This window comes from Sphingomonas sp. CL5.1 (assembly GCF_013344685.1).
GTDB lineage: Bacteria > Pseudomonadota > Alphaproteobacteria > Sphingomonadales > Sphingomonadaceae > Sphingomonas.
Genome location: NZ_CP050137.1, coordinates 1,375,100 through 1,399,010 on the forward strand (window position 1 = coordinate 1,375,100; position 23,911 = coordinate 1,399,010).

General features: G+C 67.7%; 22 protein-coding genes. 6 read left to right on the forward strand and 16 right to left on the reverse strand.

All coding sequences use genetic code 11. The features are described 5' to 3' along the window. Positions 1–8: 8 nt before the first annotated feature. The gene (locus F9288_RS06785; protein WP_174835923.1) at positions 9–1,184 is read right to left on the reverse strand and encodes an acyl-CoA dehydrogenase family protein; all 1,176 of its coding nucleotides are present in this window, start codon (positions 1,182–1,184) and stop codon (positions 9–11) included. Next, entirely contained in the window at positions 1,181–1,711 is a 531-nt protein-coding gene (locus tag F9288_RS06790) for a MarR family winged helix-turn-helix transcriptional regulator (protein WP_174835924.1), read from the reverse strand. Before F9288_RS06790 ends, F9288_RS06785 begins: the two co-directional genes overlap by 4 nt. Before the next feature lie 175 nt (positions 1,712–1,886). On the opposite strand from F9288_RS06790, the gene F9288_RS06795 reads away from it, so the two are divergent. The 3 genes from F9288_RS06795 (at position 1,887) to F9288_RS06805 (ending at position 6,107) form a co-directional block, all read left to right on the forward strand. Continuing rightward, a complete protein-coding gene (locus tag F9288_RS06795) occupies positions 1,887–2,375 on the forward strand; it encodes a DUF3237 domain-containing protein (protein ID WP_174835925.1) in 489 nt (162 codons plus the stop codon). A gap of 114 nt (positions 2,376–2,489) precedes the next feature. Further along, positions 2,490–3,740 carry a hypothetical protein gene (locus F9288_RS06800; protein ID WP_174835926.1) on the forward strand — a complete coding sequence of 417 codons (1,251 nt, stop codon included), beginning with the start codon at positions 2,490–2,492 and terminating at the stop codon, positions 3,738–3,740. Between the two features lie 120 nt (positions 3,741–3,860). Further along, positions 3,861–6,107 carry a TonB-dependent receptor gene (locus F9288_RS06805; RefSeq protein ID WP_174835927.1) on the forward strand — a complete coding sequence of 749 codons (2,247 nt, stop codon included), beginning with the start codon at positions 3,861–3,863 and terminating at the stop codon, positions 6,105–6,107. Between the two features lie 74 nt (positions 6,108–6,181). Here the strand turns inward: F9288_RS06805 and F9288_RS06810 are convergent, their stop codons facing one another. From F9288_RS06810 to F9288_RS06835, 6 genes are all read right to left on the reverse strand, one after another. Next, the gene (locus F9288_RS06810; RefSeq protein WP_174835928.1) at positions 6,182–7,933 is read right to left on the reverse strand and encodes a sulfatase-like hydrolase/transferase; all 1,752 of its coding nucleotides are present in this window, start codon (positions 7,931–7,933) and stop codon (positions 6,182–6,184) included. A gap of 63 nt (positions 7,934–7,996) precedes the next feature. Beyond that, the gene (locus F9288_RS06815) at positions 7,997–9,046 is read right to left on the reverse strand and encodes a cobalamin-independent methionine synthase II family protein (RefSeq protein ID WP_174835929.1); all 1,050 of its coding nucleotides are present in this window, start codon (positions 9,044–9,046) and stop codon (positions 7,997–7,999) included. A gap of 104 nt (positions 9,047–9,150) precedes the next feature. After that, a complete protein-coding gene (locus tag F9288_RS06820; protein ID WP_174835930.1) occupies positions 9,151–9,771 on the reverse strand; it encodes a VOC family protein in 621 nt (206 codons plus the stop codon). Positions 9,772–9,933: 162 nt separating this feature from the next. Further along, entirely contained in the window at positions 9,934–10,575 is a 642-nt protein-coding gene (locus F9288_RS06825; RefSeq protein WP_174835931.1) for a carboxymuconolactone decarboxylase family protein, read from the reverse strand. A gap of 12 nt (positions 10,576–10,587) precedes the next feature. Further along, on the reverse strand, positions 10,588–10,980 hold the full coding sequence (locus tag F9288_RS06830; RefSeq protein ID WP_174835932.1) for a nuclear transport factor 2 family protein: 393 nt from the start codon (positions 10,978–10,980) through the stop codon (positions 10,588–10,590). Positions 10,981–11,209: 229 nt separating this feature from the next. Then, positions 11,210–13,498, reverse strand: coding sequence for a TonB-dependent receptor (locus F9288_RS06835; protein ID WP_174835933.1), 2,289 nt, complete (start codon positions 13,496–13,498; stop codon positions 11,210–11,212). An 87-nt stretch (positions 13,499–13,585) separates the two neighbouring features. On the opposite strand from F9288_RS06835, the gene F9288_RS06840 reads away from it, so the two are divergent. Further along, on the forward strand, positions 13,586–14,086 hold the full coding sequence (locus tag F9288_RS06840; protein WP_174835934.1) for a DUF3237 domain-containing protein: 501 nt from the start codon (positions 13,586–13,588) through the stop codon (positions 14,084–14,086). Here F9288_RS06840 and F9288_RS06845 read toward each other — a convergent pair. From F9288_RS06845 to F9288_RS06870, 6 genes are all read right to left on the reverse strand, one after another. Next, positions 14,071–14,775: an alpha/beta fold hydrolase gene (locus F9288_RS06845; RefSeq protein ID WP_174835935.1), complete on the reverse strand. Its 705-nt coding sequence runs from the start codon at positions 14,773–14,775 to the stop codon at positions 14,071–14,073. The two genes, F9288_RS06840 and F9288_RS06845, sit on opposite strands and share 16 nt — an antisense overlap. After that, positions 14,775–15,686, reverse strand: coding sequence for an NAD(P)-dependent oxidoreductase (locus F9288_RS06850; protein WP_174835936.1), 912 nt, complete (start codon positions 15,684–15,686; stop codon positions 14,775–14,777). The genes F9288_RS06845 and F9288_RS06850 overlap by 1 nt, the downstream gene beginning before the upstream one ends. Continuing rightward, positions 15,686–16,984 (reverse strand): phosphopyruvate hydratase, encoded by a 1,299-nt coding sequence (gene eno / locus F9288_RS06855; protein WP_174835937.1) that lies wholly within the window; start codon positions 16,982–16,984, stop codon positions 15,686–15,688. The genes F9288_RS06850 and eno overlap by 1 nt, the downstream gene beginning before the upstream one ends. Further along, the gene (locus F9288_RS06860; RefSeq protein WP_254621109.1) at positions 16,984–17,985 is read right to left on the reverse strand and encodes an aminoglycoside phosphotransferase family protein; all 1,002 of its coding nucleotides are present in this window, start codon (positions 17,983–17,985) and stop codon (positions 16,984–16,986) included. Before F9288_RS06860 ends, eno begins: the two co-directional genes overlap by 1 nt. A 13-nt stretch (positions 17,986–17,998) precedes the next feature. Continuing rightward, positions 17,999–19,126, reverse strand: a complete 1,128-nt coding sequence (locus tag F9288_RS06865; protein ID WP_174835938.1) for an alpha/beta hydrolase — start codon at positions 19,124–19,126, stop codon at positions 17,999–18,001. A 67-nt stretch (positions 19,127–19,193) separates the two neighbouring features. After that, positions 19,194–20,096: a hydroxymethylglutaryl-CoA lyase gene (locus F9288_RS06870; RefSeq protein ID WP_174835939.1), complete on the reverse strand. Its 903-nt coding sequence runs from the start codon at positions 20,094–20,096 to the stop codon at positions 19,194–19,196. Between the two features lie 111 nt (positions 20,097–20,207). On the opposite strand from F9288_RS06870, the gene F9288_RS06875 reads away from it, so the two are divergent. Together F9288_RS06875 and leuD are read left to right on the forward strand one after the other, a co-directional pair. Further along, on the forward strand, positions 20,208–20,630 hold the full coding sequence (locus F9288_RS06875; protein WP_174835940.1) for a MarR family winged helix-turn-helix transcriptional regulator: 423 nt from the start codon (positions 20,208–20,210) through the stop codon (positions 20,628–20,630). After that, entirely contained in the window at positions 20,627–21,178 is a 552-nt protein-coding gene (gene leuD, locus F9288_RS06880; protein ID WP_174835941.1) for a 3-isopropylmalate dehydratase small subunit, read from the forward strand. The genes F9288_RS06875 and leuD overlap by 4 nt, the downstream gene beginning before the upstream one ends. 103 nt (positions 21,179–21,281) lie before the next feature. Here leuD and leuC read toward each other — a convergent pair whose 3' ends face one another. Continuing rightward, entirely contained in the window at positions 21,282–22,685 is a 1,404-nt protein-coding gene (leuC, locus tag F9288_RS06885) for a 3-isopropylmalate dehydratase large subunit (RefSeq protein WP_174835942.1), read from the reverse strand. After that, positions 22,682–23,860: a CaiB/BaiF CoA-transferase family protein gene (locus tag F9288_RS06890; RefSeq protein WP_174835943.1), complete on the reverse strand. Its 1,179-nt coding sequence runs from the start codon at positions 23,858–23,860 to the stop codon at positions 22,682–22,684. The genes leuC and F9288_RS06890 overlap by 4 nt, the downstream gene beginning before the upstream one ends. Positions 23,861–23,911: the final 51 nt, after the last annotated feature.

A 23,911-nucleotide genomic window follows, 5' to 3' on the forward strand; every position in this document is an offset into this window, starting at 1 on the left:
CGCGGGAATCAGGCCCCCCGCGCCGCCTTCCAGTCGCGCTTCACCTTCTTGGCGAGGCTCCACTTATGCACCTCGGTCGGGCCGTCGTAGATGCGGAAGGCGCGGACCTCGCGGAACACCTGCTCGACGATCGTGTCGCCGGTCACGCCGCTGCCGCCCATCACCTGCACGCAGCGGTCGGCGACGCGCATCAGCGCCTCCGACACCGCGACCTTCGCCATCGAGCTTTCCGCCGTGCCGAGATCGCCGGTGTCGAGCACGTCCGCGCACCAGTCGATCATCAGTTCCGCCTGCTTCAGGTCGATCAGGTTCTCCGCCAGCATGAAGCCGACGCCCTCGTGATCGACCAGCGGCTTGCCGAAGGCGTGGCGGCGGCAGGCATAGTCGGTCGCGATCTCGTTGGCGCGGGTGCAGGCGCCGAGCCAGCGCATGCAGTGCGACAGCCGCGCGGGCGAGAGGCGGACCTGCGCATATTTGAATCCCTCTCCGGCCTGCCCGAGCATCTGGTCGGCCGGCACGCGGAGGTTGTCGATGCGGATCGTGGCGTGGCCGCCGGGCATCGAGCTGTCGATCGTGTTGGGCACGCGCTCGATCGTGATCGCGGGATCGGGCAGGTCGACGAGGAACATGCACGCGCCCTCATCCGCCTTTGCCATGACGATGCCGACCTTCGCGCCGTCCGCGCCGGTGATGAACGCCTTGCGCCCGTTGATGACCCAATGGTTGCCGTCCGGGCGGCAGGTGGTCAGCATCATCGACGGGTCGGAACCCGCGCCGCCGTCCGCCGCCGGCTCGGTCATGAAGAAGGCGGAGCGGGCGCGGCCCTCGACCAGCGGCGTGAGGAAGCGTTCCCTGATCTCCGGGCCGCCGACCTTGCCGAGCAGGTACATGTTGCCCTCGTCCGGCGCGGCGGTGTTGCACGCGAGCGGCCCGAGCGGGGAGAGGCCGGTGCGCTCCAGCACGATCGCCGTCTCGCGCTGCGACAGGTGGCTGCCGTCGGCGAGGATATGCGGGGTGAGCACGCCCGCCGCGCGCGCCTTCTCGCGCAGCTCCATGACCAGCTCGTCGGTCGGGCAATCGTGATGGTCACGGCGGGGATCGCGCTCATAGGGCACGACCTCCTCGCGCACGAAACGCTCGACGCGATCGGCGATCTCCAGCGCTTTTTCGATGCCGATGCTCATGCCTTGTTCTCCTTGTCGGTATCCATGGGTTCGTTGCGGGGCGCCTCCACTCCGGGCGGGTCGCCCCAGTCGCGCGCCAGCAATGCGGCGAGCCGGCTTACGTCCGCAGTGCCGAGCCGCGCGATCAGCTCACGCTCGATTGCGCGCATCGTCGCGCGGGCGGCGCGGGTGAGCGCGCGGCCTTCCGGGCTGAACTGGACGATGCGCGCGCGGCGGTCGGCGGGGTCGGGCAGGACTTGCAGGATCTTCCGGCGTACCAGCTCGTCGATCATCTGACTCATCGACTGGCGCGTCATGCCCAGGTTGTGCGCCAGCCGCGCCGGGCGCGTCACGCCGCTGGCGATATTGGCGAACAGCATGGATTGCATGCGCGTGACGGGCGGCCAGCCGGCGCGGCGCAGCGCGCCCTGCAACGCCTCGTCATACCAATAGACCGCGCGCAACAGGTCCATCATCAGCATCGGCAGATAGCCGCCGTCGCCGTGCGTCGCGGCGGCGGCTTCGCTGCGGTCCCGCCGTGATGCCATGATCGCCCCCTCGCCCCCTCGCCGGATGCGCTGCCTGTAGGGGCGCGGCGGAACCGTGGCAACGCGGCCGATCCCGCGCTTGACCCTCCGCCCGCGCGATATGTAGTTAGTATCCGAAGTAATATCGCCCGGCCATCGCTTTTTGACGGCGGGCGCCAGATCAGGAGAGCGACCCATGACCCGCAACATCCCGATGCTCGAACCGCGCTTCGCTTATCTCTGCTCCTATCGCGCCGAGTTCACCGAGCCGCAGCAGATGGTCGGCCGGGGCCATTTCGGCACGCGGATGATCGCGGCGCTGACCGGGGGGACGCTGACGGGGGAGCGGCTTTCGGGCCGCGTGATGCCGAGCGGCGGCGACTGGGCGACGATCGACGATCGCGGCGTGCTGCGACTCGATGCGCGCGTCACGCTGGAAACCCATGACGGGGCGCTGATCTACGTCTCCTATCGCGGCGTGCTGCGGCCGATGGAGAAGGTGCGCGAGTTCACCCGGCGCGGCGGACCCAAGACGGCGGAGGAGCACGGGCAGGTCTATTTCCGCACCGCCCCGGTCTTCGAGACGGGGCACCCGGACTATCAATGGCTCAACGATATCGTCACGGTCGGCATCGGCGCCTCGGTGGGCGGGGCGGTGGAATATGACGTTTACGAGCTGTTGTGACGACGACGCGACGAACTGTTAGATTCCTAATTGAATTTAGGCAGGCAACCTGACAATATACTCCCAGCAAGGAGGCGCCCCGCGCGAGCGAGGTCGTTGTCAGGAGAGAGCCAGATGTCCAAGCCGCAGACGGTCCAGCCGTTCATTCCCGCCAATGACGATTTCCTGACGCGCGGCGAGCTTGCCGCGTTGACCCCGGCCGAGCTGATTCGCCGCACCACGGCGCTGAAGCCGATGTTGGCGGCCCATGCGGCGGAATGCGAGCGGCTGCGCCACCCCATCCCCGCGGTGTGGAACGAGATCCGCAAGACCGGCTGCTTCTATCACTTCATCCCGAAGAAATACGGCGGGCTGGAATTCGACGTGGACAGCTTCATCGACGCGATGCTGCCGCTCAGCGAGGGCTGCCCCTCGACCGGCTGGGTGGCGGCCTTCTGCGTCGAGCACAACTGGATGCTCACGCAATTCCCGGAGGAGTTCCAGGACGAGGTGTTCGGTACGCGCGACGGCGATCGCGTTCCCTATGTCATCGCGCCGGGCGCCACTGCCCCGCCGGGAAAGGCGGTGCCGGTCGACGGCGGCTATCGCATCAGCGGCCGCTGGAAATGGGGCACCGGGGTGATGCACTCCGATTGGGTGATGGTCGCCTGCGCGATCGTCGATGGCCCGGAGAATATCGTGCTGTTCTGCGCGCTGCCGACCGAGCAGGTGACCGTGCTCGACACCTGGCACATCGACGGCATGGAGGGCACCGGCAGCCATGACCTGCTGATCGAGGATGTCTTCATCCCCGCCTATCGCACGATGGACATGGCGGAGATGCGCGCCGGCACCGCGCATGGCTCAAGGTTGTACGACAATCCGATCTATCGCCAGCCGATGCTGCCTTTCCTCGGCGTGACGGCGGCGATCTCCGGCGTCGCGGCGGCGCGGGCGGCGACGGCGCTGTTCCGCGACCAGCTCGCCGAGCGCGTGGTGCACGGCACCAACATCACCCAGTCCGAAAAGCCCGCCGCGCAGATGCGTCTCGCCAATGCCAGCGTGATGGCGCGCACGGCGGAGCTGCTGCTGCGCGATGCGATCAACACCAACATCGCGCTGGCCCGGCCGGAGCAGCGCGCCGATTTCGAGCAGCGTTCGCGGATGCGGCTCGAGATCGCGCAGGCGATGGAGCTGTGCCGCCACGCGATCATGATGGTGGCGGAGGCGAGCGGTGCCAGCTCGCACCTGCGCAGCAATCCGATGCAGCGCTACCTGCGCGACGTGAACGTGATGTCGAACCACATCGTCTACGACAAGGACGGCGCGGCCGAGCTGCACGGCCGCGCGCTGATCGGCCTGCCGCCCAACGCGCTGACGTTCTAGGAGGGCTTGGCCATAATTGATTAGAATGCTAACTATACGAAGCCGGGAAGCAGATCAGCCGCCAGGCGGACGGGCATTGGAACATCGCCCGATCCGCGAAACACAGAGGAGGAGGGTGCCGTGAAACTATTCTGGAATCGCCGCATGGGATTGCTGCTCGGGGCGGCGTTGCCGCTGGTGGCGGGTTACGCGGGCACTGCCGTCGCGCAGGACACGGGAGCCGGGGAAACCACGGCCCAGCAGACCGCCGCGACCGGCAACGACATCATCGTCACGGCGACGCGCCGGCCACAGACCTTGCTGGACGTGCCGCTCTCGGTGGCGGTCGTCTCCGGCGATTCGCTGGCGAAGATGGGCACGCGGCAGTTCAACGATCTCCAGGGCAGCGTCCCCAACCTCCAGATCGACCAGACCAACGGCAATTTCGTCATCAACATGCGCGGTCTCGGCTCGGGCGGCGGCAACCTGGCGTTCGAGCAGTCGGTCGGCTTCTTCGTCGACGGCGTCTATTCGGGTCGCTCGCGCTCGCTCCAGACCGCGATGATGGATGTGGCGCGCGTCGAGGTGGTGCGCGGGCCGCAGGGCGCATTGTTCGGCAAGAACACCGACGCCGGCGCGATCAGCGTCATCACCGCCGCGCCGACCCGCGATTTCGAGGGCCGCGTCAGCGCCGGCTACGAATTCGAGAATCAGGGCTGGAACGCCGAGGGCTATCTTTCCGGCCCGATCACCGACAGCCTCTCGGCCCGCCTCAGCGCGCAGGGCGGCCATGCCGGTGGCTATATGTACAACCGCGCGACCAAGACGGACGACAACAGCAACGATTATCTCGGCCTGCGCGGGCAATTGCTGTTCGAGCCGATGAAGGGCATGTCGGCCAAGCTGAAGGTCGAATACGGCAAGAACAATTACAACGGCAACAACCTCGCCTATAACGGGCTGGGCACCAGCGTCGTCGCCAATGCGATCCGCGCGATCGACGCGCCCTACGGCGGCGCGATCGAGACGCCGAGCTTCACCCGCATCCAGTCCTCGCCCTATGGCCGGGGTTTCTCGCGCACCGAGAACTGGAACGTCACGCTGACGACCGATACCGATCTCGGCGGTGGCGTGAAGCTGACGACGATCACCGGCTATCAGCATATCAAGGCACGGACCAACACCGATATCGATGTCAGCCCGCTCACGCTGGTCGATAACCTGCATACCGAGAGCACGACGCAATTGTCGGAGGAGGCGCGGGTTTCCGCCTCGATCGGCAAGCTGTCGCTGATCGCTGGCCTGCAATATTATTATGCCCAGTCGCATATCGTTCAGGGGGTTTACTGGAACAATCCGGGAATCGCGCTGCCGCTGTTCGTCGGTAACTCGATTTTGCCGTTCGATCAGAAGAGCGAGTCCATCTCGCCCTTCTTGGCCGGCAATCTGGAGATACTGCCGGGCCTGACGATCGACGGCAGCGTCCGCTACAGCGACGAGACCAAGCAGGCGCGGATGCAGCAGCTGCCTGGCGGCCCGTCGGCATTCCTGGCCTATGACATCCGTGGCCGCCGCCACGAGAAATTGTGGGATTATTCGGGCAAGGTCAGCTACAAGTTCAACCAGCGCGGGCAGGTCTACGTCAGCTACGCGACCGGCAGCAAGGGCGGCGGCTTCGTCGCGAACGACACCCAGCTTGGCAGGACCGGCAAATATCAGTTCGATCCCGAGCGCGCGCGCTCGTGGGAGGCGGGCCTCAAGCTGCGCGGGGAGGGGGGCCTGTATGACCTCAATCTCGCGGTGTTCAACACCAACTTCGACAATCTTCAGGTCTCATCGTTCAACGGCGTGAACTTCGTCACCGGCAATGCCGCGAAGGTGCGGTCGCGCGGCGTGGAACTGGAAGGCGATCTCCGGCCGGTTTCGTTCTTCAGCGTCGGCGGGAACGTCGCGTTGCTGGACGCGAAGTATCAGAGCTATCTGGGGCCGTGCATTTATAACGCAAGCTGCCCGCTGGGCTATTCGGACCTCAGCGGCTATCGCCTGACGCGCGCGCCGAAGTGGAAATGGACCGCCTATGCGCAGGTCGATACGCCGCTAAGCGACGCGCTCCAGTTCAGCGCGCGCGGGCAGGTCAATTACACCGGCCTCACCAATTATCAGGATACGCAGAATCCGGCGACGATGATGCCGGCCTATACCACCGTCGACGCGCGCGTCGCGGTGACGAACAAGGCGCAGGGCTGGGATGTCGCGCTGATCGGCCGCAATCTCACCAACACCATAAGCTGGAGCCAGGCGTTCGGCCTCCCGGAGATCGCCGGCGCGACGGGCATCTTCATCAATCCGGGGCGGACGATCACCCTGCAGGTATCCAAGAACTTCTGAGCGGGCGGAAGAAAGAAGGGGCGGGTCGCGATTGCGCGGCCCGCCCCTTTTTCTTGTCCGTCGCGGACGAGCGGTCAGCTCGTCCGGTTGGTGACCTGATACTGCCCCTTGTAGAGCGCGCCGTCGTCCACGCCGACTTCGCGCGCGATCAGGTCGTTGGTCATCTTGCTGAGCCGCAGGATCAGCGCGCGATTCCTGTCGCGATTGGCCGGGCTGGCGAGATTGACGATCTCGTCGGGATCGCGGAGCGTGTCGTACAGCTCCAGATCGTTGAGGCGCAGCAGCGTCTCCCAACTCGTCGGGATATGATGCTGGTCGGGCGCGAAATAGCGCGCGAACTTGTAGCGGCCGTCGAACGCGCCGCGATACAGCCGGCGCAGCGCGATGTCCGGCGCGGGCAGCGGCTTCACATTCTCCACCCCCGGCGGCACGTCGGGCTGGTTCCAGCCATAAGCGACCGCATAGTTGAGCAGCGATCCCTGCCGGTCGCGCTCGGTGCGCGCGTCGGGCTTGAAGGCGGCGGGGGAGAGGTCGAACCCCTTGAGCTGCGGATGGCGCGACGCTCGCGTCGCCGCATCGACTCCGGCGAGCCCCAGCACCGTCGGCGCGAGGTCCAGCGTGGTGCCCAGCGCGGCGGTCTGCTGCCCCTTCATGCCCCGCGGATGCGCGATCACGAAGGGGACGCCGATGTCCTCCTTGTAGACCGTGCCCGCCTTCTGGCGCAGGCCGTGCGCGCCGCCGCGCTCGCCATGGTCGGAGGTGTAGATGACGATCGTGTCGTCGATCTGCCCGCTTTCCTCCAGCGCCCGCATCACCGTCGCGACGTGGCGGTCGACGTCGAGGATGCAGTTGAAATAATAATTCTGGAAACGTTGCCACGCCGCCTCGTCGGCATGATCGAGCTTGCCGTAGAACGCCCATGAGGCCGCCCGGATCGCGGCATGGGCGTGGGGCTTGGTGGAAAGATCGTCCTCATAGAAGCTCTTGGGCAGCGGCGCCTTCCAGTCGGTTTCGTACACCGGATGGCCGGGTGCGGGGAACAGCGGCGCGATCAGGTTGGGCCGGGCGCGCGTCTTCTCGCCGTCGCCGCGCGCGTCGAAGAACATGATGTCGTGCGGATTGACGAAATTGACCGCCATGAACCACGGCTTGTCGCCCGCCTTGCCCGCGTCGAACGCTTCCAGCATGTTGACGGCCTCGGCGGCGGTGGTGCCGTCGTCCATGAAGCCCTGCCACGTCAGGCCGACGCGCTCGCCGTTGAAATTATAGTCGGAGAAGCCGAACGGCTCGAGCAGGTTGTCGCCGCGCGGATATTCGATCTTGCGCTCCGAAACCTGCGGCAGCTCGATGTCGGAGAGGTGCCACTTGCCCTTGTAGGCGGTGTAATAGCCCGCCTCGCGCAGCATGTGGCCGATCGTCGGCAGGTCCTTGCGCAGCTCCGGGAAGGGCTGGCTGTTCGGGTTGAGATAGACGCCGTTCTGCTGCGTGTGCTGCCCGGTGTACATCACCGCGCGCGACGGGCCGCACGGGTTGGTGTTGATGAGGTAATTGTCGAAGGAGACGCCCCGGCGGCGCACCATGTCCTGCCCCGGCAGCGGCACCGTCTTCGGCACGTCGGCCCAGGAGCGCTGCTGGTCGGTGACGATGAGCAGGATGTTGTGGCGCCCGTCGGTGCGACGTTCGCGGCGCGGGCGTCCGGCCGGCGCGGGGGCGGCCTCCGCCGGCTTCGTCATCGATGCGGTCGCGGCGATCGCCGCCGCGCCGCCGGCGCCCGCCAGCAGCGTGCGCCGGTTGACGTTGTTGTTGCCCATGAGCCTCTCCTCCATATCCGGTTCCCCGGCCGTGCGCCGGCCGGGGAGAAACAGCGCGTGCGTGATCGTGCGCGCGGTTCAGCCCGCGCCAAGCTCCTTGCGGACGATCCGCGTGCCCTCGACCATCGCGGCGAGCTTGGCGAAAGCGACCTCGCGCGAATGGTATTTCATGCCGCAATCGGGCGCGATCCACAGCCGGTCGGCGGATACGTGGCGCAGCGCCTCGCGGATGCGCGAGGCGATCAGCTCGGCCGGCTCGATCTCGTTGTGCGACAGGTCGAGCACGCCGTACATGATGATCTTGTCGGGCAGCTCGGCGAGGATCGACGGGTCCAGCCCCGGCTGCGCCGCCTCGACCGAGATGACGTCGATGCGCGAGCGGTTCAGCTCGGTCAGGAAGTCATAGGCCTTGGGCTTGGCCGCCTGATTGCCGTGCACCAGCGCATAGCCGAAGCAGATGTGCAGCGCGGTGGTGCCGGTCACGCCGTCCAGCGCGCGGTCGATCGCGGCGAGCGCATAGTCGCGCGCGTCGGCCGCCCGCGCCTGGAGATACGGCTCGTCGAGCTGCACCACGTCGACCCCGGCGGCGAACAGGTCCCTGATCTCGGCGTTGACCGCGTCGGCATAGTCCATCGCGAGGTCGGCGTCGGTCTGGTAATAATCGTTCTGCGCCTGCTTGGTCATCGTGAACGGGCCGGGCAGCGTGAGCTTCACCGGCTTCGACGAATGGCGCTTGAGGAACTCGGCGTCCTGCACCTCGATCCCGCCGATGCGGCGGATCGGGCCGGCGACGCGCGGCGCCGGGTTGGGCTTGCCGGTGCGGTCCATCGCCACGCCGGGATTGTCGATGTCGATCCCGCTCAGCGCGTTGGCGAGGCGATTGGAATAGCTCTCGCGCCGCATCTCGCCGTCGCCGACGATGTCGATCCCGGCCAGCTCCTGATCGCGGATCGCGACGAGGGTCGCGGCTTCCTGCGCATCGGCCAGCCACGGTTCGGGGATGCGCCACAATTCCTGCGCGCGGGTGCGCGGCGGCAGGCTCGCCTTCAGCCGCTCTCGGTCGATCAGCCAGTCGGGCTGGGGATAGCTGCCCACGATCGTCGTCGGCAGGAGGATGTCGTTGGCCATATCACCCCTTAAGGAAAGGAGCGAGAAGGATACTTAGCAATGTAAGTGACTGCAAGCGCGGAAGCGGCCGGGAGGCGCCGTGCCTCCCGGCTTTTCGGGCGCGGTTACTTGGCGTGCGCCATTTCGGCGACGTCGTTCTGGGCGAGCGCCTTCTGGACGATCATGCCCTCCTTCTTGATGCCGTCCGCGGTCACGGGATCGTGGGCTACGTCGGCGTCGGTGAACTCCTTGGTCCACGCCGCGAACTCGAGGCAGACACCGTCGGGATCGAAGAAATAGACCGAGCGGACGAACACGTCGTCGTGCATGTGGTCGGCGGTCTGGGTCTCCGAATTGTCGTGATTGAGGATCTTGGTGACCTCGATCCCCTTGGACTTCAGCCGGTCGTAATATTCGTCGAACTTCTCGGCCGGCACGTTGAACGCGATATGGTTCATCGATCCGTGCGCGGACATGAAATTGCCCAGCGTCGGCAGCGCGGCCGGCGCGGAGATGCCGGGATGCGCTTCCGGCGCGCCGGAGAACCAGAAGAAGGCGAGGCTGTCACCATTGCCCATGTCGAAGAAGAAATGCTGCCCGCGATTGCCCGGCAGGTCGATCGTCTTGACCAGCGGCATGCCGAGCACGTCGCGGTAGAATTCAACTGTCCTGGCCATGTCCTTGCAGACCAGCGCCAGATGGTTGACGCCCTTGAATTCGAACTGGGTGTTGGTGGCCGGCATCATCCGTCTCCTCTTGTGCCATCGTCCGGGCCGCGCACCGGCGCGATCCGGGAGAATCTTTCAGGGAAGGCCGGGTCGCCGGTGGGGCCGAAACGACTCGCTTCCTTCCCGTTCTGCTTCCGCGACCATAGCCCGGATCGCGATAATCGTCAAATATATTGACGGTTATCGCGATGGCCGCGCGCTGAGGAAGTCGGCGGCGTTGAAGCCCTCCGGCGCGGCGATCTCGACGATCGGCTCCTCGCGATCGTCATATTCCATGCGCAGCGCGCGGGTGATCACCGCGTGCATGTCGTAAAGGCAGGTGATGTAGGTGAATTCGAAGATCTGCTCGTCGTCCCAGAAGGTCCTGAGCTTGTCGAACACCTGCTGCGGCACGCGCCCGCCGGCCTGCGCGAGGCAATCGGCATAGGCCAGCACCGCGCGCTCCTGCTCGTCGAAGCAATCGGCGACCGTCCAGTACGGGATCGCCGCGATCTTCTCGTCGCTGACGCCCAGCCCGCGCAGCGACTTGCAATGTTGCGAGAAGACGAACTGGCTGCCCTTCACCCAGCCCGCGCGGGTCTGCCCCAGCTCGCGCAGCACTGGCGAGATGCGCCGGCTCGGGTGGCGATAGACCGCGAAGCCGTCCACCGCGTGCTTGAAGATATCGGGCGCGAGCGCATAGACCGTCCACCAGTCGCCCGGCGTGCCGGTCGCGGTGCCCGGCTCGCTCACCGGATCGCGGTCGCCGAACAGGCGGTTGTAATAAGCGAGCACCGTCTCGTCGGTGACCTCGCCGCGCGGCACCTGGCGCAGAACCGGCATCGTCTCGTCTCCTCAGGCGTTGGCGAACTTGCGGAATTCGGCGACGTGCGCCGAATCGAAATATTCGTCGAGCCGGGTGATGAGGCCGTTCTCCACCCGGCAGACGATGCAGCACGGCAGCCGCACCGCGACGCCGTCATGCGTGCGGTTGCCCTGGAGCACGTGCTGCTGGACGAAGCCGCCGGGGAAGACGGCGACCTGCCGGTCGGCATAGCGGCGGTTGCCGATCCGCGCGACCATGCCGGACAGCGTTATTGCGGTGTCGGCGGGGGTGACGATGACCTCGTCGGTATTGTGCCAGATCTCGGCGTCCGGCGTGAAGCAGGCCTGCATGGCGGCGATGTCGCCCTGCTCGATCGCGTCGAAGAAGCCCTTGATGAAGGCGCGCATCTCGGTTTCGGACATTCTCTCTCCTGTCGCTTCGATCCACCGACGCAGCGAGGGGTGTCGCATCCGGCCGGTCCATCCTGCGCGCAATGCTTAGATAGGTAAGGATGACTGTCAACGGCTTTGCCGTCCGCCGGGTCGGCGGCGATCGGCACGCGGCCAAAAAAACGGCGCGGCGGCCCGGCAATGGGTCGCGCACGCCGCCGCAGGGAAACGCCCCCTCCCGGTTAGGGAGAGGGCAGGGGGATCAGAACTTCACGCCGGCCTCGACCGCGATGTTGCGCGGCGGATCGATGAACATGATCGCGCGGGTCGTGTTGGTGATCGGGAAGGGCAGGCGGAAGGCGCTGCCGGTGGTCAGTTCGTTGGTCAGGTTCTTGCCGATCAGCGCGATATGCCACCGGTCGTCCTGCGGCGCGAACTGGATGCGCAGGTCGAGCTTCGCGAACCCCTTCTGATAACCATAGGTCGGGCTTTGATCGTCGGAATCGTAATAGCCTGAGCGGCCGCCGATCACCGCCGTGCCGTCCAGCTTGTAGTCGCTGACATCGACCCGGCCGTGGACCGAAACGTTGCCCGTGAACTTCGAGGTATAGGGCGGACGATAGCCGGCGAGATTGTTGTTCAGGAAGCTGTTCGGCTTCGTCTTGTCGGTGACGGTCGTGTCGCACACGCTGGTTGGCTGGATCGCAAGGCACGCCGCGCCCGGATAATCGTCGTACTTGATATCCTGATAGGCCGCCGATGCGGTGATATCGAAATATTTGCTCGGCGCGATGCGGAGCGAGCCTTCCACGCCCTTTGACGAGGCTGCCGCCGCGTTCTTGGTGATATAGGTCAGGGCATTGGGATCATAGCCCGAGGTCTGCAGGTTGGTGAACTTCGTATCATAGACCGACACGTTGAACGTCGCGCGGCCGTCCCACAGGGTGGACTTGAAACCGGCCTCCCAGTTGCGCGACCGCTCCGGCTTGTAGATGAAGGTCGCATCCTTGGTGCCGACGGTGTTCGACACGAAGCCGCCCGATTTCGAGCCGCGACCATAGACCGCATAGACCATCAGGTTATGCGACACGTCATATTGCACGGTGATCGACGGATCGGCGAGGCCCTCGCTGATCGATCCGCTCGCCGAGGTCGAGGGCTTGTAAACCCCGCCGGCGAGCAGCACCGGGCCATAGAAATCACCCTGCTTGTGCGTGTTGGTGTAGCGCAGGCTGCCGATGAGGCGCAGGCCCGCGGTCGGCCGCACCGTCGCCTGCGCGAAGGCTGACAAGGTGCGCGCCTGTTGCGAGAAGTACGTCTGGTTCATCGAATAGAGACCGGACGGGAAATAGGCGCTGATCGGGAAGTCGTATCCAAGATACGGGTCAACATGATAGCGCGACGTATCGTAATAAGCGCCGACGACATATTCCAGCGTCCCGCCAGTCGGTGAGAGCAGGCGGACTTCCTGCGAGAATTGTTTGAAATTCTCTGGATATTTGTTGTAGACGGAATTCTCGACGATCGCGCCGCTCGGCGCCTGCTGGTCGAAATAGTTCGTCACCTGTCCGTCGAACCACGAATAGCCGGTGATCGAGGTCAGCGTATGCGTGCCGACCTTGAGGTTCGCGGTGACGGAGCCGAGGATCGAGCGGTTGGTATAGCCCTCCTGGCCCAGCGGCGTGTTGACCGCATAGCGGGTCAGCTTGGGCTGCTGCGCGGTGTTGACCGGGCTGGACACGCCGAGGCCGCCGACGCGCTCGTAATTCGACATCTCCAGCTTGGCGGACAGATCGAAATTGTCGCTCGGCTGCCAGAGGGCGCTGATGCGGAACAGTTGCAGCTTGTTCTCGGGATCCTCATGCCCGGTGGCGAGGTTCTTGATATAGCCGTCCTGATCCTGGATGCGGGTCGCGACGCGCAGCGAGAGCGTGTCGGTGATCGGGCCGGAGACGTAGCCGGTCAGGTCATAACCCTTGAGATCGAAATTATAGGTGCCGGTGACGGCTCCCTCGAACGTCTGGGTCGGGCCGGCGCTGACCACGCTGATCGCGCCCGCCGGGGTGTTCTTGCCGTACAGCGCGCCCTGCGGCCCGCGCATCACCTCGACGCGCGCGACGTCGAAGAACGGGTTGAGCGCCTGGCGCATCTTGCCGGCATAGACCCCGTCCATATAGACGCTGACCGCCTGATCGAACGAGAAATTCTGGGGCGGCGAGCCGAAACCGCGGATGTAGATCGTATCGTTGCCGTTGGTCTGCTGCACGAACATGTTCGGCACGTAATTCTGCACCGCCTTGAAATCGGCGGCGGAGAAATCGGCGACCTTCTGCCCGCTGACGACCTCCATCGAGATCGGCACATCCTGCAACCGTTGCTCGCGCTTCTGCGCGGTGACGACGATATCGCCGCCGGCGCTCTCGCTACCCTGGGCGGCGGCAGGCGTCGAATCCGGGGCGGATTGCGCAATGGCGGGGGAAGCCGTTCCCAGTGCGACGATGAACGGCGTTGTGGCAATTCCAATCAACAAACGGTTGAAACTACGGGACATATTCCCCCTTCTCCTCCAGGCGGCGCACTGTTGCGCCTTGTTTTCAATTAAACTTAGACTACTAACTATAGCTAGTCCAGCAGGAGAATGGCGATGATTGCGGAGGCGGAACGGGTGCTTGGGGATCATCTCTGCACGGTGGATTTCCATGTCGGGGGCGGGATCATCCCGATCGGTGCCACGCCCTTCTGCGACCGGCGGATCGGCTACATCACCGGCGGAGAATTCGACGGCCCCCGCCTCGCCGGCGAGGTGTTGCCGGGCGGTGGCAACTGGTCGGTCGGCGGGCGGCTCGACGAAACGTCATCGGTCGGCACGCTCGACGCGCGGGCGATCCTGCGCACGCATGACGGCGCGATGATCTACATGAACTATTTCGGGCGGAGCGTGATCCCGGACGATGTGCGCCGCGAGTTCGCCGACCCGACGCTCGCCTCGCAGGTGGAACGGTCGCGCTACTATCTGCGCATCGCCGCCGTGTTCGAGACGGCGAGCGCCGATTATGCGTGGCTCAACGGTACGTTGGTGGTGGGCCTGGGCGAGCGCACCGATCTCGGCGCGCGGCACCGGCTCTACGCGGTGCGCTGATCGAGCCAGTCGCTGATGAGCGCGGTGGCCCGTTCCGCCGCTTCCACCGTGGGCAGGTGGCCGACGCCCGGCAGCGTCTCCAGCCGCGCGCCGGGAATGGCGTCCAGCATCTCCCGCTGCTGCTCGATGGTGGTGATGCCATCCGCCTCGCCACGGACCAGCAGCACCGGCGTGCGGATCGCGCCGAGCGTCGGGCGACTGTCGATCCGCCCCATGATCGCGCGCTGCTGGCGCAGGAAGGTCTCGGCGCCGGTATCCGCCGCCATCCGCCGCGCGAGGCCGATCAGTCCGGGGTCGTTCCTCTTCGCCGGCGGGAACAGGATCGGGATACGTTCCTCGATCACCTGATCGAAGCGGCCGGATTCGACGAGATCGATATAGCCCTGCCGCCGCGCGGTCTGCGCCGGGCCGTCGGCGGAGGCGAGCGTCGCGATCAGCGCCAGCCGCGCCACCCGCTCCGGCGCGCGGCGCATCACCTCGAACGCGACGAAGCCGCCCATCGCGTGCGCGACCAGTGCGAACCGTTCCGGCGCAGCGTCGAGCAGCCGCGTCGCCATGCCGGCGATCGTATCGTCGCGCTGATGATCGGCATGGCGCACGTCGCGATCCGCCCAGGCGGCGATCTGCGGCGTCCACGTCTCCTGCGTGAGCAACTGGCCGGAAGCGAGGACGATAGGGAGCGGCGACATCAGATCACCTGATTGAGCAGGGGTTCGCCCGCCGCGAGCCGGCGGACATTCTCCGCCGCCGCCGCGAGGCTGCGCCCGAGCGTCTCGGGCGTCTGCCACGCGACATGCGGGCTGACGACGACATTGGGCAGGGCGAGCAGCGGATCGGCGCGATCGACCGGCTCGGTCGCGAACACGTCCAGCCCCGCGCCGCGCAGATGGCCGGAGCGCAGCGCCTCGGCCAGCCGCGCCTCGTTGACCAGCCCGCCGCGCGCGACATTGATGAGCACCGCGCCGCGCTTCATCGCCAGCGGGTCGACCATATTGGCGGTTTCGTCGGTGAGCGGGACGTGCAGCGAGACGACATCGGCCTCGGCCAGCAATTCGGGGAGCGCCACCTGCCGCCGCCGCGCGTTCCCGCGCGGCGCGCGCGCGGTGAAGATTACCGTCGCGCCCAGCGCCTCCAGCGCTCGGGCGAGCCGCTCGGCGCTGTTGCCCATGCCGACGAGGCCGATCGTGCGCCCGGCGATCTCGCCCATGTCGTCCAGCACGTCGGATGGAACCGCCCATCGCCCCGCGCGTGTCGCCGCATCGAGCGAGACGGTGCGGCGCAGCACCGCGAGCAGCAATGTCAGCGCGCATTCCGCCACCGCCTGCGCATTGACGCCGGGCATGTTGCACACCGCGATGCCGCGCGCCTTCGCCGCCTCCAGCGCGATCGTGTTTACGCCGACGCCGAGCTTCTGGATCAGCCGCAGCGACGGAGACGCCGCGATCGCCTCCGCCGTGACGGGCGCGAGGACGTGGAGCAGCACTTCCGCATCGCCCGGCGGGCTGCCCGGCTCGACCGCGCGCACCTTGCCCGCGCCGAACGTCGCGTCGATCTGCGCCTGGAACCCGGCGCTGGGAATGGTGTCGATGGTGAGCCGCATCAGCCGAGGCGCGCCGCGACCGGGCCTGTGAAGGCGGAGGCCCCGGCGAACACCGCGTCCGCGCCCATCTCCTCCTCGATCCGCAGCATCTCGTTCCACTTCGCCATCCGTTCGGAGCGGGTGAAGGAGCCGACCTTGAGCTGCCCGGCGTCCCAGCCGGTCGAAAGGTGCGCGATCGTCACGTCCTCCGTCTCGCCCGAGCGTGCGGAGACGATCATGCCCCAGCCCTGCGCGCGCGCCGCCTCCAGCGCGTCATGCGCCTCGGTGATGGTGCCGACCTGATTGACCTTGATCAGCGCGGCGTTGCACGCCTTCGCCTCCGCCGCCTGGGCGACGCGCGCGGCGTTGGTGACGAGCACGTCATCGCCGATCACCTGCACCTTGTCGCCCACCGCGCGCGTCACCGCCGCCATGGTGGCGAAGTCGTCCTGCGAGGCGGGGTCCTCGATCGACAGGATCGGATAGCGCTTCGTCCAGCCGATCGCCTCCTCCGCCATCGCCGCGCCGTCCAGCTTGCGATCATCGAGCGCGAGGCGGTAGCCGGTCGCGTCGCCAAGCTCGTTGGCGGCGATGTCGAGCGAGATGAACACGTCCTCGCCCGGCCGGTGCCCGGCGCGCTCGATCGCCTTGGTCAGCGTGTCGAGCGCCTGCTCGTTCGACGAGAAGTTCGGCCACCAGCCGCCTTCGTCCGCCACGCCGCAAAGCGGTCCCAGCGCCTCCATCAACTGCCCGGCGGCGCGATAGACGTCATCGGTGATTTCCAGCGCGCGGCGGAAGCTGCCGGCGCGCGGCGCCATCACCATGAAATCCTGGATGTCGGTGCGGCGGCCGGCATGCGCGCCGCCGCCGAAGATCTGGATCTCGGGCAGCGGCACGCGCACCTTGCGACCGCCCGCGAGATAACGCCACAGGGCTACGCGCTCCGCCGCCGCCGCCGCGTGCAGCACCGCCATCGACACCGCCACCACGGCGTTGCCGCCGAGCCGCGCCTTGTTCGGTGTGCCGTCCAGCGCGATCAGCGTGCGGTCGATCGCGGCCTGATCGCGCGCGTCCATGCCGGCGAGCGCGGGGGCGATCTCGGCGGCGACGTTCGCCACCGCCTTCGCCACGCCCATGCCGCCGAAGGTGTCGCCGCCATCGCGCAGGTCGATCGCCTCATGCGCGCCGCGCGACGCGCCGGCCGGCGCGATGGCGCGGCCGATCGCGCCGTTTTCCAGCCGCACCTCCGCCTCCACGGTCGGACGGCCGCGCGAATCCCAGAGCTGGCGGGCGAGGACGGTGGCGATACGGTTGGTCATCAATGCTCCTTGGGCCAATCGGCGATGAGTTGGTCGATAGCGGGCGTGTCCCCCGCGAGCAGCGCCAGCGCGCGGGCGCGTACCACCTGCTTCGCGGCATCGTCGAGATAGGGCGCTGGCGACTTGCCCTCGACGCGCGCGAGCAGCAGCGCGGCGACCAGCGCTCCGGCGCGCGCGGCGAGCGCCTCGCGCGGCTCCCACGTCACCCCGGCGAGATAGTCGGCGACGAACGCCGCCGCCGATTGCTTCAGCGCATAGCCGCTCGACGCGAGCCAGATCGTCTTGAGCAGCAGGTGCGTGGTGCAGAAGGCGAGGTCGAACGCCGGATCGCCATAGACCGCGCATTCCGCGTCGAGGAACACGCCGCCGCGCGGCCCGCACAATATGTTCTTGGGGCTGACGTCGCCGTGGACCAGCGCCATGCGCCGGCCCTGCAGATCGTCGGCGATCGCACCGAGTCGCGCCGCCAGCTCCGGCCGGCTCGCCGCGACATGGCGCAGGAAGGGCGAGATGCGCAGCGCGTCGAACAGGTCCATGCTGTCGAAATCGGCGGCGGTCCGCGCGTCGCCGGCGGTGGCGGCGTGGATGCGGGCGAGGTCGCGCCCCAGCCCGCCCGCGAAGCCGGGATCGATCCGCCCGGCGATCAGCTCGTCGCGCCATACCGGATGCGCATCCGGCTCCAGATAGGCGAGCGCGAAGAGATGCTCGTCGGGCACCTCAGCCACCACTTCCGGCACCAGCCGCGCGTCGATCCGCCCGACATGGCGCAGCCAGCGCACCTCGTTCTCGGCGCGCTCGACCGGGGCGAGCCATTCCGCCGCGACGCGCAATTGCGGCAGTGCGCGTTTGACGACGACCGGCGCCTCGTCGCCGATCCGCGCCAGCCACACGTCGCACGACACTCCGCCGGAAAGTGGGGTGAGCGTGACCGGCTGGCCGTCGCGGGCGATCCCCGCGCGGCGCAGCGATGTGATGGTGGCGGCCTCGCCCGTGTCGGTCACGCTCCCCGCCCCGTCAGCTCTTGGCTTCGATCCAGGCCGCCATCAGGTCGGCGGCGGCATTGCGCTCCTCGATCGAATCCTCGAAATAATGCGCGCCGGGGATCAGCTCGATCCGCTTGTCGGTCGATCCGATATTGTCGAAGATCTTGCGCGCGTCGCTCGGGAACACGCCGGTGTCCGCCGTGCCCTGCACCACCAGCGCGGGGGTGTCGAACTTGGCGAGATGCGGCGCGCCCTGGCACGGTGAGGTTTCGATGCTCCACATGTTGAGCCACGTCTTGAGCGAATTGACGCGCCCGATCGAGGGGGTGCGGTTCGCGGTCGCGGGATCGCCGCGATAGCACCAGCGCGGCTTGCGGGTGGACGGATCGAGCGCCGGGTCCATGCAGCGCAGGTCGCCCCACACGCGGAACAACGGGAACAGGCGGTCGGGAACGCCGGCCGCGTTCAGTCGCGCCAGCTCGGCCTTGGCCCAGTCGGTGATGCGCTGGTTGCGCGCGCGCTGCGCGGCGCGATAGCGGGTGACGAATTCTTCCGAATAGGGCGGGGCGTTCTCCGCGCTGAACGGATCGAGCGCGGGATCGGTCGGCACCGGATCGTTCTCGTCGATCACCGAGGCGTCGAGCCAGTCGGTCAACACCTCGGGCCGCCCCTGATGGGCGTTGAGCGAGATGTAGAGATCGGCCTTGATGAGCTCGTTGTACGCCTCCAGCCCCGCACCGCTCAGCTCGCCGCCCAGGGTCGGCCTGATCGCCTCCGCCTGATAGGCGCCCATCAGCGATCCGCCGCCGGAATTGCCGAGGATCACGATCCGCTCGACCCCCGCCTCCTCCTTCAGCCAGCGCATGCCGACGCCGATGTCGAGGATCGCGTGATGCAGCAGGAACTGGTCCTCGAACCCGCGATAGCGCGTGTTCCAGCCGAGGAAGCCATAGCCGCGCCGCGCGAAATAGGGCGCGATATAATGTTCGGTGAAATCGACGTTGTAATGGGTCGCGATCACCGCCGTCCTGGGCTTCTTGCCCGCCGGGGTCCAGTAGATGCCCTGGCAGGGATGGCCGCCGGCCTGAATGCGCGGCGCGGTCGGGGAGACCTTGCCGATGAACTGTGTATCTAGACCGTTGGTGTCGCGCGGGTCCATTTCCGCTCCTCTCGAATTTGCTTAGCTAGCGAAGAATATCGTCGTGTGTGGCCGAGGTCCAGCCTCATCACGTTGCGGCGGGCGGAAAAGCCGGGGCGCAACGCACCTTGCCGGACAGATCGCGCCCGATCACATCGGCAAGCCACGTCGCCGCCGCGATCGCCCCCGCGCGATCGTAACCGGTGGCGATGCCCGAGCGATCGAGCAGATAGAGCACATCCTCCGTCGCGACATTGCCGGACGCGCCCGGCGCGAACGGGCAGCCGCCCAGTCCGCCGAGCGCGGCGTCGACCACCGTCGCGCCCGCCTGCACCGCCGCCCAGACATTGGCGATCGCGGTGTTGCGCGTGTCGTGGAAATGGACGCGCACCGGAATCGGCGCGATCGCCTCGACCACGCGGGCCACCGCCTCGCCCACCTGCCCCGGCACGGCGACGCCGATCGTATCGGCCAGCCCCACCTCACGCGGGGCGGCGTCGGCGGCACGCTTCGCCATCTCCACCACGCGGGCGAGCGGCACCTCGCCCTCGAACGGGCAGCCGAAGGCGGTGGCGACGGTGATCTGCGCGCCGCGTCCCGCCGCCTTCGCCAGCGCGACCGTCTCCCGCGCGACCTCCAGCGATTCGGCGCTGGTCTGCCCCTGGTTGCGCATCGCGAACGTATCGCTGGCGACACACACCGCGCCAAGCTCGTCGATCCGCGCCGCCAGGGCTCGCTCCGCCCCGCGGCGGTTGAGCACCAGCGCGATGAAGGTCACGTCGCCGCGCTCCGGCAAACCCTTCGCCACCTCGTCGGCGTCGGCCATCTGTGGCACGCGGCGCGGGTTGACGAAGCTCGTCACCTCCAGCCGGCGCGCGCCGGCGGCGATGGCGCGCCCGATCAGCTCCAGTTTCTGCGCCGTGGAGACGAGCCTGGCCTCATTCTGCAACCCGTCACGCGGGGCGACCTCGACGATTTCGACGGAAGGCAAGAGTTGCTCCTTTCGAAAAAGATAGTATTCTAAGTAAATCGCGTCCGCAAGCCGGTCGACAGCCGCCGGCGCGGCTTGCGTTGCGCGATGCAACACCGTTTAAGCGGGTTCATGCGGTCGATCGAGTTGATCATTCACCTGTTCCAACGATTCTGCTGGCTCGACGAAGGGCTACAGGCGCGCGTCCATGACAAGGGCTGGCCGGACATCAGTCGCGCGCAATCGATGGTGATGATCAATATCGTCAGCGGCGTCACCCGTCCGTCGGAAATCGCGCGCCGCATGGGCGTCTCGCGCCAGGCGATCCACAGCACGATCGCGCAGATGGTCGAGAAAGGCGTCGTCACGCTGGAGGACGATGCCGAGGACGCGCGCCACAAACGGCTGCTACTCACCCCGTTCGGCGAGCGGATGCGTGGCGACGCGCAGGCCGCGATGACCGAGCTTATCGCGCAGATCGCCGGGAAGGTGGGGCAGGAACGGTTCGACCTGTTGCTTGAAACGCTGGCGGCGGACTGGGGCAGGCCGACATGAAGCCATGGACGATCGTCACCTCGCGCGCGGCGCTGCTGCCGGACGCGGATATCGACACCGACAAGATCCTGCCGGCGCGTTACATGAAAGGGCTGGACCGGCGCGGGCTGGGCGCGCGCCTGTTCGCCGACATGCGCGCGATCGATCCGCGTTTCGCGATCGACCCGGCGGCGGCGATCCTGGTGGCGGGGCGCAATTTCGGCTCCGGCTCGTCGCGCGAGCATGCGGTATGGGCGCTGGACGACCACGGCATCCGCTGCGTCGTTGCGCCGAGCTTCGGCGGCATCTTTAGCGGCAATGCGGCGACCAACGGCCTGCTGCTCGTGACGCCCGCGCCCGATGACTATGCCGCGCTGGTCGAGCGGCTGAGGGAGGCGCCGGATGCGCCCGTCACCGTCGACCTGCGGGCGTGCGCGATCGCGGTGGACGGGCTGCGCCTGTCCTTCGCGATCGACCGCGATCTGCGCGAGGCGCTGCTGGCGGGGCTGGACGATATCGGCCGCACCCTGCGCCACGCCGGGGCGATCGCGGCGTTCGAGGAACGGTAGCCCCAGGGCGGATCGACATTCAGTTCTGGCGGGCTGCAAATGGCGCTTTTGCGTGCTTCCGGTGCTCACGGACCTCCAGTCCGCTGCGCGCCGTCGATCGGCCCTAAAGGTCCGCGACGTCGGTGATGCGGCCGGCGATCGCCGCTGCCGCCGCCATCGCCGGGCTCATCAGATGGGTGCGCCCGCCGATGCCCTGGCGGTTCTCGAAATTGCGGTTCGAGGTGGCGGCGCAGCGCTCGCCCGGCGCGAGCCGGTCCGGGTTCATCCCCACGCACATCGAGCAGCCCGGCTCGCGCCAGTCGAACCCCGCCGCGACGAAGATGTCCGCCAGCCCCTCCGCCTCCGCCTGCTGCCGCACCAGCCCCGATCCGGGGACGACCATCGCGCGGACGTTCGCCGCAACCCGTCGCCCGCGCGCCACCCCGGCGGCGGCGCGCAGGTCCTCGATCCGGCTGTTGGTGCACGACCCGATGAACGCGCGGTCGATCGGCAGCCCGGCGATCGGCTGGCCCGCCGCCAGCCCCATATAAGCGAGCGCACGTTCCCGCGCCGCGCGGTCGAGCGCGTCGGCCGCCGCGCGCGGATCGGGGATCGCCTCGTCGATCGCGATCACCTGCGACGGATTGGTGCCCCAGCTCACCATCGGGCGCAGCGCGTCGGCCGCGACTTGCGCCTCGCGATCGAACACCGCGTCCGGCGCGCTGGCGAGCGTGCGCCACTCGGCGACCTTGCGCGCCCATTCCTCGCCGCGCGGCGCGCCGGGGCGGCTGGCGAGATAGGCGAAGGTGGTCTCGTCCGGGGCGATCAGCGTGGCGCGCGCGCCCATCTCCACCGCGAGGTTGCACAGCGTCATGCGCCCTTCCATCGACAGCGCGCGCACCGCCGGCCCGGCGAACTCGATGACATGGCCCAGTCCGCCGTCCACCCCGATCGCGCGCAAGATGCCGAGCGCGAGGTCCTTGGCGGAAAGATGTGCGGGCAGCGCGCCGGTGACGTTCACCCGCATCGCCTTCGGCTTGCGCAGCCGCAGCGTCTGCGTCGCCAGCACATGCTCGATCTGCGAGGTGCCGATGCCGAACGACAGCGCGCCGAACGCGCCGTGGGTGGAGGTGTGGCTGTCGCCGCAGACGATCGTCATGCCGGGGTGGGTGCGGCCCTGCTCCGGCGCGACGATATGGACGATGCCGTTGCGCGGATCGCCCATGTCGAACCGCTCGATCCCGTATCGCTCGCTGTTCTCGACCAGCCGGGCGAGCTGGGCGCGCGCCTCGGGATCGGCGACGGCGGCGATGCCCCGCTCCTGCGCCTCGGTCGGGACATTGTGGTCGAACAGCGCCAGCGCCCGCCCCGGCTGGCGCACGGTGCGGCCGTGCGCCTCCAGCCCGGCGAAGGCCTGCGGCGAGGTGACCTCGTGCAGCAGGTGGAGATCGACGTAGAGCAATGTCTCGCCGCCGTCCTCCAGGATGTGGTGGCGATCCCAGACGAGGTCGAGCAGCGTGCCGGTCACACGATGCCGCGCTGCTTGAGGTCGGCGATCGCCGCCGCGTCATAGCCGGCCTCGCGCAGCAGCGCCTCGGTATCCGCGCCGACCGCGACCGGCGCGGGCGCGCGGACGCCGCCCGGCGTGCGCGAGAGGCGCGGGAACACGCCCTGCATCGGCAGCGCGCCGTGGCGCTCCGTCTCGACCGTGACGATCGCCTCGCGCGCGGCAAAATGCGGATCGGCCAGCATGTCGCGCGCGGCGAACATGCGCCCGGCCGGCACGGCATGGTCCTCCATCAGCTTCTCGACCGCGGCGACGCTCTGCCCGCGCGTCCAGTCCGCGATCATCCCGTCGAGCAGGTTCTGATGCTGGCCGCGCGCGTTGTGCGTGGCGAAGCGCGGATCGTCGCCCAGCTCCGGCTGCCCCATCGCGGCCGCCAGCCGGCGGAAGATCGCGTCCTGGTTGGCGGCGATCAGCAATTCGCCGTCGCTGCACGGATAGACGTTCGACGGCGCGATGCCTTTCAGGATCGAGCCGGAGCGCGTGCGGACATGGCCGGCGGCGGCATATTCGGGGACCAGCCCCTCCATCACCTGCAACACCGATTCGAACAGGCTGACGTCGACGATCTGGCCGCGCCCGCTCTTCTCGCGCTCGTGCAGCGCGGCGAGCGCGCCGAGGCAACCATAGGTGCCGGCGAGGCTGTCGCCGATCGACACGCCGAGGCGTGAGGGCGGCCGGTCCGGCGTCCCCACCAGCGCGCGCCAGCCACCCATGGCCTCGCCGATACCGCCGAAGCCGGCGCGGGTGGAATAGGGGCCGGTCTGGCCATAGCCTGAGACGCGCACCACGATCAGCCGGGGATTGGCCGCGCACAGGTCGGCGGGGGAGAGGTTCCACTTCTCCAGCGTGCCGGGGCGGAAATTCTCGATCAGCACGTCGGTGCCCGCGATCAGGCGGCGCGCGATCTCCTGCCCCTCCGCGCTGCGCAGGTCGGCGGCGACCGACCGCTTGTTGCGCGCGATCACTTCCCACCACACCGGCGGATCGCCCGCGCCCCATTGCCGCATCGGATCGCCCGCCTCGGGCGGCTCGATCTTGACGACGGTCGCGCCGAGATCGCCGAAGAGCTGGGCGCAGAACGGCCCGGCGATCAACTGCCCCAGCTCGACGACGCGAATGTCTGAAAGTGGTCCCACGACGGTTCCCGATAAAACTTAGAATACTAAGTTATATGGTGCGACGCGACG